This window comes from Staphylococcus sp. EG-SA-2, from assembly GCF_017152085.1.
On the sequence record NZ_JACYHC010001016.1, the window covers coordinates 1 to 10681 of the forward strand.

Annotated in this window: 10 protein-coding genes; all 10 read left to right on the forward strand. The window is 34.7% G+C overall.

What is annotated here, in order from left to right; all coding sequences use genetic code 11:
* Nucleotides 1-182 precede the first annotated feature (182 nt).
* Entirely contained in the window at nucleotides 183-1196 is a 1014-nt protein-coding gene (locus IDG60_RS17285) for a sugar-binding transcriptional regulator (RefSeq protein ID WP_000654030.1), read from the forward strand.
* 52 nt (nucleotides 1197-1248) lie between these two features.
* Nucleotides 1249-2259, forward strand: coding sequence for a type I glyceraldehyde-3-phosphate dehydrogenase (gap, locus tag IDG60_RS17290; protein ID WP_000279414.1), 1011 nt, complete (start codon nucleotides 1249-1251; stop codon nucleotides 2257-2259).
* 138 nt (nucleotides 2260-2397) lie between these two features.
* Complete coding sequence (locus IDG60_RS17295; protein ID WP_001074749.1) at nucleotides 2398-3588, forward strand: phosphoglycerate kinase; 1191 nt, start codon at nucleotides 2398-2400, stop codon at nucleotides 3586-3588.
* A gap of 121 nt (nucleotides 3589-3709) precedes the next feature.
* Nucleotides 3710-4471: a triose-phosphate isomerase gene (gene tpiA / locus IDG60_RS17300; protein ID WP_001260089.1), complete on the forward strand. Its 762-nt coding sequence runs from the start codon at nucleotides 3710-3712 to the stop codon at nucleotides 4469-4471.
* A gap of 2 nt (nucleotides 4472-4473) precedes the next feature.
* A complete protein-coding gene (gene gpmI, locus IDG60_RS17305) occupies nucleotides 4474-5991 on the forward strand; it encodes a 2,3-bisphosphoglycerate-independent phosphoglycerate mutase (protein WP_001085505.1) in 1518 nt (505 codons plus the stop codon).
* A 129-nt stretch (nucleotides 5992-6120) separates the two neighbouring features.
* Nucleotides 6121-7425, forward strand: a complete 1305-nt coding sequence (gene eno, locus IDG60_RS17310; RefSeq protein ID WP_001121760.1) for a surface-displayed alpha-enolase — start codon at nucleotides 6121-6123, stop codon at nucleotides 7423-7425.
* Nucleotides 7426-7763: 338 nt separating this feature from the next.
* Nucleotides 7764-8222 carry a hypothetical protein gene (locus tag IDG60_RS17315; RefSeq protein WP_000785252.1) on the forward strand — a complete coding sequence of 153 codons (459 nt, stop codon included), beginning with the start codon at nucleotides 7764-7766 and terminating at the stop codon, nucleotides 8220-8222.
* A gap of 66 nt (nucleotides 8223-8288) precedes the next feature.
* Nucleotides 8289-8522 carry a preprotein translocase subunit SecG gene (gene secG / locus IDG60_RS17320; RefSeq protein ID WP_000556760.1) on the forward strand — a complete coding sequence of 78 codons (234 nt, stop codon included), beginning with the start codon at nucleotides 8289-8291 and terminating at the stop codon, nucleotides 8520-8522.
* A 115-nt stretch (nucleotides 8523-8637) separates the two neighbouring features.
* A complete protein-coding gene (locus IDG60_RS17325) occupies nucleotides 8638-9378 on the forward strand; it encodes an alpha/beta hydrolase (protein ID WP_001165959.1) in 741 nt (246 codons plus the stop codon).
* A 33-nt stretch (nucleotides 9379-9411) separates the two neighbouring features.
* A partial coding sequence (locus IDG60_RS17330) for a ribonuclease R family protein (RefSeq protein WP_206160985.1) occupies nucleotides 9412-10681 on the forward strand: 1270 nt, incomplete at its 3' end.

Here is a 10681-nt window from a genome sequence, read left to right on the forward strand (position 1 = left end):
TATTGCAAGCGCTTTATCAAATTATTTAGAAAATTTAAGTTTTATGCTTGCAATTTTTGAAATAGAATAGTACTATTGCAAGTGTAAAGAGGTTAATTTTTGTCCCACGCGGGACTTAAAAAGGCAACCACTGGTTGTGACATATCCTTATTTACATTTATAAATATAAGGAGGAGGTAGTAGTGAAAGACTTATTGCAAGCACAGCAAAAGCTTATACCGGATCTCATAGATAAAATGTATAAACGTTTTTCTATTCTTACTACTATCTCAAAAAATCAGCCTGTCGGACGTCGAAGTTTAAGCGAACATATGGATATGACTGAACGTGTACTGCGTTCTGAAACAGATATGCTTAAGAAACAAGATTTGATAAAAGTTAAGCCTACCGGAATGGAAATTACAGCTGAAGGTGAGCAACTGATTTCGCAATTGAAAGGTTACTTTGATATCTATGCAGATGATAATCGTCTGTCAGAAGGTATTAAGAATAAATTTCAAATTAAGGAAGTTCATGTTGTTCCTGGTGATGCTGATAATAGTCAATCTGTTAAAACAGAATTAGGTAGACAAGCAGGTCAATTACTTGAAGGCATATTACAAGAAGACGCGATAGTTGCTGTAACTGGCGGATCCACGATGGCATGTGTTAGTGAAGCAATTCATTTATTACCATATAATGTATTCTTCGTACCAGCCAGAGGTGGACTAGGCGAAAATGTTGTCTTTCAGGCAAACACAATTGCAGCCAGTATGGCACAACAAGCTGGCGGTTATTATACGACGATGTATGTACCTGATAATGTCAGTGAAACAACATATAACACATTGTTGTTAGAGCCATCAGTCATAAACACTTTAGACAAAATTAAACAAGCAAACGTTATATTACACGGCATTGGTGATGCGCTGAAGATGGCGCATCGACGTCAATCACCTGAAAAGGTCATTGAACAACTTCAACATCATCAAGCTGTCGGAGAGGCATTTGGTTATTATTTTGATACACAAGGTCAAATTGTCCATAAGGTTAAAACAATTGGACTTCAATTAGAAGACCTTGAATCAAAAGACTTTATTTTTGCAGTTGCAGGAGGCAAATCGAAAGGTGAAGCAATTAAAGCATACTTGACGATTGCACCCAAGAATACAGTGTTAATCACTGATGAAGCCGCAGCAAAGATAATACTTGAATAAGAGATAAAAAGTTTAATACTTTTTAAATATCATTTTAAAGGAGGCCATTATAATGGCAGTAAAAGTAGCAATTAATGGTTTTGGTAGAATTGGTCGTTTAGCATTCAGAAGAATTCAAGAAGTAGAAGGTCTTGAAGTTGTAGCAGTAAACGACTTAACAGATGACGACATGTTAGCGCATTTATTAAAATATGACACTATGCAAGGTCGTTTCACAGGTGAAGTAGAGGTAGTTGATGGTGGTTTCCGCGTAAATGGTAAAGAAGTTAAATCATTCAGTGAACCAGATGCAAGCAAATTACCTTGGAAAGACTTAAATATCGATGTAGTGTTAGAATGTACTGGTTTCTACACTGATAAAGATAAAGCACAAGCTCATATTGAAGCAGGCGCTAAAAAAGTATTAATCTCAGCACCAGCTACTGGTGACTTAAAAACAATCGTATTCAACACTAACCACCAAGAGTTAGACGGTTCTGAAACAGTTGTTTCAGGTGCTTCATGTACTACAAACTCATTAGCACCAGTTGCTAAAGTTTTAAACGATGACTTTGGTTTAGTTGAAGGTTTAATGACTACAATTCACGCTTACACAGGTGATCAAAATACACAAGACGCACCTCACAGAAAAGGTGACAAACGTCGTGCTCGTGCAGCGGCAGAAAACATCATCCCTAACTCAACAGGTGCTGCTAAAGCTATCGGTAAAGTTATTCCTGAAATCGATGGTAAATTAGATGGTGGTGCACAACGTGTTCCTGTAGCTACAGGTTCATTAACTGAATTAACAGTAGTATTAGAAAAACAAGACGTAACAGTTGAACAAGTTAACGAAGCTATGAAAAATGCTTCAAACGAATCATTCGGTTACACTGAAGACGAAATCGTTTCTTCAGACGTTGTAGGTATGACTTACGGTTCATTATTCGACGCTACACAAACTCGTGTAATGTCAGTTGGCGACCGTCAATTAGTTAAAGTTGCAGCTTGGTATGATAACGAAATGTCATATACTGCACAATTAGTTCGTACATTAGCATACTTAGCTGAACTTTCTAAATAATTTTAGTATAGTTTTTATTCAAATACGCTAGTGCTCAGAACTATTTAGCATTAATTAAAGCTTATGAGTAAGCGGGGAGCACAAACGCTTCTCCGCTTATTTTTATATAAAATTTCCTAATTACAAGGAGGAAACACCATGGCTAAAAAAATTGTTTCTGATTTAGATCTTAAAGGTAAAACAGTCCTAGTACGTGCTGATTTTAACGTACCTTTAAAAGACGGTGAAATTACTAATGACAACCGTATCGTTCAAGCTTTACCTACAATTCAATACATCATCGAACAAGGTGGTAAAATCGTACTATTTTCACATTTAGGTAAAGTGAAAGAAGAAAGTGATAAAGCAAAATTAACTTTACGTCCAGTTGCTGAAGACTTATCTAAGAAATTAGATAAAGAAGTTGTTTTCGTACCAGAAACACGCGGCGAAAAACTTGAAGCTGCTATTAAAGACCTTAAAGAAGGCGACGTATTATTAGTTGAAAATACACGTTATGAAGATTTAGACGGTAAAAAAGAATCTAAAAATGATCCAGAATTAGGTAAATACTGGGCATCTTTAGGTGATGTGTTTGTAAATGATGCTTTTGGTACTGCGCATCGTGAGCATGCATCTAATGTTGGTATTTCTACACATTTAGAAACTGCAGCTGGATTCTTAATGGATAAAGAAATTAAGTTTATTGGTGGCGTAGTTAACGATCCACATAAACCAGTTGTTGCTATTTTAGGTGGAGCAAAAGTATCTGACAAAATTAATGTCATCAAAAACTTAGTTAACATAGCTGATAAAATTATCATCGGCGGAGGTATGGCTTATACTTTCTTAAAAGCGCAAGGTAAAGAAATTGGTATTTCATTATTAGAAGAAGATAAAATCGACTTCGCAAAAGATTTATTAGAAAAACATGGTGATAAAATTGTATTACCAGTAGACACTAAAGTTGCTAAAGAATTTTCTAATGATGCCAAAATCACTGTAGTACCATCTGATTCAATTCCAGCAGACCAAGAAGGTATGGATATTGGACCAAACACTGTAAAATTATTTGCAGATGAATTAGAAGGTGCGCACACTGTTGTATGGAATGGACCTATGGGTGTATTCGAGTTCAGTAACTTTGCACAAGGTACAATTGGTGTATGTAAAGCAATTGCAAACCTTAAAGATGCAATTACGATTATCGGTGGCGGTGATTCAGCTGCAGCAGCAATCTCTTTAGGTTTTGAAAATGACTTCACTCATATTTCAACTGGTGGCGGCGCGTCATTAGAGTACCTAGAAGGTAAAGAATTGCCTGGTATCAAAGCAATCAATAATAAATAATAAAGTGATAGTTTAAAGTGATGTGGCATGTTTGTTTAACATTGTTACGGGAAAACAGTCACAAGATGACATCGTGTTTCATCACTTTTCAAAAATATTTACAAAACAAGGAGTGTCTTTAATGAGAACACCAATTATAGCTGGTAACTGGAAAATGAACAAAACAGTACAAGAAGCAAAAGACTTCGTCAATGCATTACCAACATTACCAGATTCAAAAGAAGTAGAATCAGTAATTTGTGCACCAGCAATTCAATTAGATGCATTAACTACTGCAGTTAAAGAAGGAAAAGCACAAGGTTTAGAAATCGGTGCTCAAAATACGTATTTCGAAGATAATGGTGCGTTCACAGGTGAAACGTCTCCAGTTGCATTAGCAGATTTAGGCGTTAAATACGTTGTTATCGGTCATTCTGAACGTCGTGAATTATTCCACGAAACAGATGAAGAAATTAACAAAAAAGCGCACGCTATTTTCAAACATGGAATGACTCCAATTATTTGTGTTGGTGAAACAGACGAAGAGCGTGAAAGTGGTAAAGCTAACGATGTTGTAGGTGAGCAAGTTAAGAAAGCTGTTGCAGGTTTATCTGAAGATCAACTTAAATCAGTTGTAATTGCTTATGAGCCAATCTGGGCAATCGGAACTGGTAAATCATCAACATCTGAAGATGCAAATGAAATGTGTGCATTTGTACGTCAAACTATTGCTGACTTATCAAGCAAAGAAGTATCAGAAGCAACTCGTATTCAATATGGTGGTAGTGTTAAACCTAACAACATTAAAGAATACATGGCACAAACTGATATTGATGGGGCATTAGTAGGTGGCGCATCACTTAAAGTTGAAGATTTCGTACAATTGTTAGAAGGTGCAAAATAATCATGGCTAAGAAACCAACTGCGTTAATTATTTTAGATGGTTTTGCGAACCGCGAAAGCGAACATGGTAATGCGGTAAAATTAGCAAACAAGCCTAATTTTGATCGTTATTACAACAAATATCCAACGACTCAAATCGAAGCGAGTGGCTTAGATGTTGGACTACCTGAAGGACAAATGGGTAACTCAGAAGTTGGTCATATGAATATCGGTGCAGGACGTATCGTTTATCAAAGTTTAACTCGAATCAATAAATCAATTGAAGACGGTGATTTCTTTGAAAATGATGTTTTAAATAATGCAATTGCACACGTGAATTCACATGATTCAGCGTTACACATCTTTGGTTTATTGTCTGACGGTGGTGTGCACAGTCATTACAAACATTTATTTGCTTTGTTAGAACTTGCTAAAAAACAAGGTGTTGAAAAAGTTTACGTACACGCATTTTTAGATGGTCGTGACGTAGATCAAAAATCCGCTTTGAAATACATCGAAGAGACTGAAGCTAAATTCAATGAATTAGGCATTGGTCAATTTGCATCTGTGTCTGGTCGTTATTATGCAATGGACCGTGACAAACGTTGGGAACGTGAAGAAAAAGCTTACAATGCTATTCGTAATTTTGATGCCCCAACTTATGCAACTGCCAAAGAAGGTGTAGAAGCAAGCTATAATGAGGGCTTAACTGACGAATTCGTAGTACCATTCATCGTTGAGAATCAAAATGACGGTGTTAATGATGGAGATGCAGTGATCTTCTATAATTTCCGACCTGATAGAGCAGCACAATTATCGGAAATTTTTGCGAACAGAGCATTCGAAGGCTTTAAAGTTGAACAAGTTAAAGACTTATTCTATGCAACATTCACTAAGTATAACGACAATATCGATGCGGCTATCGTTTTCGAAAAAGTTGATTTAAATAATACAATTGGTGAAATTGCACAAAATAACAATTTAACACAATTACGTATTGCAGAAACTGAAAAATATCCTCACGTTACTTACTTTATGAGTGGTGGACGTAACGAGGAATTTAAAGGTGAACGCCGTCGTTTAATTGATTCACCTAAAGTTGCAACGTATGACTTGAAACCAGAAATGAGTGCTTATGAAGTTAAAGATGCATTATTAGAAGAGTTAAATAAAGGTGACTTGGACTTAATTATTTTAAACTTTGCTAACCCTGATATGGTTGGACATAGTGGTATGCTTGAGCCGACAATCAAAGCAATCGAAGCGGTTGATGAATGTTTAGGTGAAGTCGTTGATAAGATTTTAGACATGGACGGTTATGCAATTATTACTGCTGACCATGGTAACTCTGATCAAGTATTGACGGATGATGATCAACCAATGACTACGCATACAACGAACCCAGTACCAGTGATTGTAACAAAAGAAGGCGTTACACTTCGAGAAACTGGTCGCTTAGGTGACTTAGCACCTACATTATTAGATTTATTAAATGTAGAACAACCTGAAGACATGACAGGTGAATCTTTAATTAAACACTAATATTGTAAAAGATGTTAAGTAAACGCTTAATGACACTTATTTTTTGAAAATAATAGTAATATCATTTTGTTAAATGAAAGAATAAAGCTATAATAATTATAGAATAACTATTTAAAGGAGATTATAAACATGCCAATTATTACAGATGTTTACGCTCGCGAAGTCTTAGACTCTCGTGGTAACCCAACTGTTGAAGTAGAAGTATTAACTGAAAGTGGCGCATTTGGTCGTGCATTAGTACCATCAGGTGCTTCAACTGGTGAACACGAAGCTGTTGAATTACGTGATGGAGACAAATCACGTTATTTAGGTAAAGGTGTTACTAAAGCAGTTGAAAACGTTAATGAAATCATCGCACCAGAAATTATTGAAGGTGAATTTTCAGTATTAGATCAAGTATCTATTGATAAAATGATGATCGCATTAGACGGTACTCCAAACAAAGGTAAATTAGGTGCAAATGCTATTTTAGGTGTATCTATCGCAGTAGCACGTGCAGCAGCTGACTTATTAGGTCAACCACTTTACAAATATTTAGGTGGATTTAATGGTAAGCAGTTACCAGTACCAATGATGAACATCGTTAATGGTGGTTCTCACTCAGATGCTCCAATTGCATTCCAAGAATTCATGATTTTACCTGTAGGTGCTACAACGTTCAAAGAATCATTACGTTGGGGTACTGAAATTTTCCACAACTTAAAATCAATTTTAAGCAAACGTGGTTTAGAAACTGCAGTAGGTGACGAAGGTGGTTTCGCTCCTAAATTTGAAGGTACTGAAGATGCTGTTGAAACAATTATCCAAGCAATCGAAGCAGCTGGTTACAAACCAGGTGAAGAAGTATTCTTAGGATTTGACTGTGCATCATCAGAATTCTATGAAAATGGTGTATATGACTACAGTAAGTTCGAAGGCGAACACGGTGCAAAACGTACAGCTGCAGAACAAGTTGACTACTTAGAACAATTAGTAGACAAATATCCTATCATTACAATTGAAGACGGTATGGACGAAAACGACTGGGATGGTTGGAAACAACTTACAGAACGTATCGGTGACCGTGTACAATTAGTAGGTGACGATTTATTCGTAACAAACACTGAAATTTTAGCAAAAGGTATTGAAAACGGAATTGGTAACTCAATCTTAATTAAAGTTAACCAAATCGGTACATTAACTGAAACATTTGATGCAATCGAAATGGCTCAAAAAGCTGGTTACACAGCAGTAGTTTCTCACCGTTCAGGTGAAACAGAAGATACAACAATTGCTGATATTGCTGTTGCTACAAACGCTGGTCAAATTAAAACTGGTTCATTATCACGTACTGACCGTATTGCTAAATACAATCAATTATTACGTATCGAAGATGAATTATTTGAAACTGCTAAATATGACGGTATCAAATCATTCTATAACTTAGATAAATAATCATTTTAAACATTAAGTACTGCCATAATTTTAGTTGAGGATTATTATGTCGGTATAAATTGAATAAAGTTTTTGAGTTCACGCTTAAAAAGTTCACGCTTGTATTTATAACCTGCCACAGAGTTGAGACTGTGGTAGGTTTTTTATTTTGAAGTATTATTCATAACAGACTAATAATCATGAGGTAACTAATAACACATATTTAACTTGTATTCTTAAACTGGTATAATAAATTTATGTTGAAATGAATATTGTATGACAGGGTATTCACTTTTATTAAAAGGTAAAATTAAATAAAGGTTTTATAGAACGTATTTAAATATATGAGGAGTAAACAAATGGCTGATAGAACGAATAAAGAAATTAAAACAGGACGCTTTATTGCAACTGCATCAATCGTATTCTCAATATTATTGATTATTCATTACTTTGTTTCGTTGGATAATGCGACTGCCAAAGCATTACTTAATTTAACGAATCAAAACACTTCAGATAAAGCGATTGATTACATTTTAAACAGCTTTAGATTCACTGGTATTATGTATATTTTGGCTTATCTAGCAGGCTTCATCACTTTTTGGAATCGACATACTTATGTGTGGTGGTTTATGTTTGCAGTTTATGTATCAAATAGTTTGTTTACGTTGATTAATTTATCAATCACAATTCAAGCAATAAAAGCTGCACACGGTGCGTACTTAACATTGCCAATTTTAATCGTTATTATAGGTTCGGTTGCATTAGCGATTTATATGCTTGTTGTTTCTATCAAACGTAAAAGTACATTTAATCGCTAGAAAATTGATTTTAACAATAAAAATATGATATACTACTTGTCGTATATAAGGAACGGAGGACAATTTATGCATACATTTTTAATCGTATTATTAATCATTGATTGTATTGCATTAATAACTGTTGTACTACTCCAAGAAGGTAAAAGCAGTGGACTTTCAGGTGCCATCAGTGGTGGTGCTGAGCAGTTATTCGGTAAACAAAAACAACGTGGCGTCGATTTATTCTTAAATAGATTAACAATTATTTTATCAATATTATTTTTTGTACTTATGATTTGCATAAGTTATCTTGGTATGTAAGGTCCGGCGATGTAAATGTCGGGCTTTTTTATTTATAATTAAGAATGTAATAGTTTAACAATAAGCTATGTAAAATATATAGCCTAGTTAAGTATGCAAAGGGAGCGTTAGATTTATGCAGATAAAATTACCAAAACCTTTCTTTTTTGAAGAAGGCAAACGTGCCGTGTTATTATTACATGGATTTACAGGCAATTCGTCTGATGTACGTCAATTAGGTCGATTTTTACAAAAAAAGGGATATACTTCGTATGCACCACAATATGAAGGTCACGCGGCACCACCAGAGGAAATACTGAAATCTAGTCCTTTCGTTTGGTTTAAAGATGCGTTAGATGGTTATGATTATCTTGTTGAACAAGGTTATGATGAAATTGTTGTTGCTGGTCTATCATTAGGTGGGGATTTTGCTTTAAAATTAAGCTTAAATAGAGATGTAAAGGGTATTGTAACGATGTGTGCACCAATGGGTGGCAAAACTGAAGGTGCCATTTATGAAGGCTTTTTAGAGTATGCACGTAATTTTAAAAAGTATGAAGGTAAAAATCAAGAGACTATTGATAATGAAATGGATCATTTTAAACCAACTGAAACTTTAAAAGAACTAAGTGAAGCATTAGATACGATTAAAGATCAAGTTGATGAGGTATTTGACCCAATTTTAGTGATTCAAGTAGAAAACGACAATATGATTGATCCACAATCCGCAAATTATATATATGACCATGTAGATTCTGATGACAAAGACATCAAGTGGTATAGTCAATCAGGACATGTTATTACGATTGATAAAGAAAAAGAACAAGTATTTGAAGATATTTATCAATTTTTAGAGTCATTAGACTGGTCAGAATAAAAAGAGATTTTAACATTAGAAAGGAGGGGCATAATGAATTTAAAGCAATCAATAGAAGAGATTATTAATCAACCTGAATATGAACCTATGTCAGTGTCAGATTTTCAAGATGCATTAGGTTTAAGTAGTGCCGACTCATTTAGAGATTTAATTAAGGTGCTCGTAGAATTAGAACAATCAGGATTAATTGAACGTACAAAAACAGACAGATATCAAAAAAAGCATAGTTCAAAAGGTCATTCAAAATTGATAAAGGGAACGTTAAGTCAAAATAAAAAAGGCTTTGCATTCTTAAGACCTGAAGATGAGGATATGGAAGATATATTTATTCCCCCAACAAAAATTAATCGTGCCTTAGATGGAGATACTGTAATTGTAGAAATACATCAATCTAAAGGTGAACATAAAGGTAAAATTGAAGGGGAAGTTAAGTCGATTGAGAAGCATTCAGTAACTCAAGTTGTTGGTACGTATAGTGAAGCTAGACATTTCGGATTTGTTATTCCAGATGATAAACGTATTATGCAAGATATTTTCATTCCTAAAGGACAAAGTTTAGGTGCAGTAGATGGGCATAAGGTACTTGTTCAAATTACTAAATATGCTGATGGTTCAGATAATCCAGAAGGACATATTTCTGCTATTTTAGGACATAAAAATGATCCTGGCGTAGATATTTTATCTATTATCTATCAACATGGCATAGAAATTGAATTTCCTGATGAAGTGTTACAAGAAGCTGAAGCAGTACCTGATCATATTGAAAATACTGAAATTAAAGGCCGTCATGATTTACGTGATGAATTGACAATCACAATTGATGGTGCTGATGCTAAAGACTTAGATGACGCAATTAGTGTTAAAAAGTTAGCGAACGGTAATACGCAGTTGACTGTAAGTATTGCTGATGTCAGTTATTATGTAACTGAAGATTCAGCTTTAGATAAAGAAGCTTATGATAGAGCGACAAGTGTATATCTTGTTGACCGTGTGATTCCGATGATTCCACATCGATTAAGCAATGGTATTTGTTCATTAAATCCTCATGTTGATCGTTTAACGTTAAGCTGTCGCATGGAAATCGATGCTAGTGGTCGCGTTGTTAAACATGAAATTTTTGATAGTGTTATACATTCTGATTATCGAATGACGTATGATGCGGTAAATCAGATTATTACTGAAAAGGATCCTAACATTCGCGAACAATATAAAGAAATTACGCCTATGTTAGATTTAGCACAAGATTTATCTAATCGTTTGATTCAAATGAGAAAACGACGTGGTGAAATCGATTTTGATATTA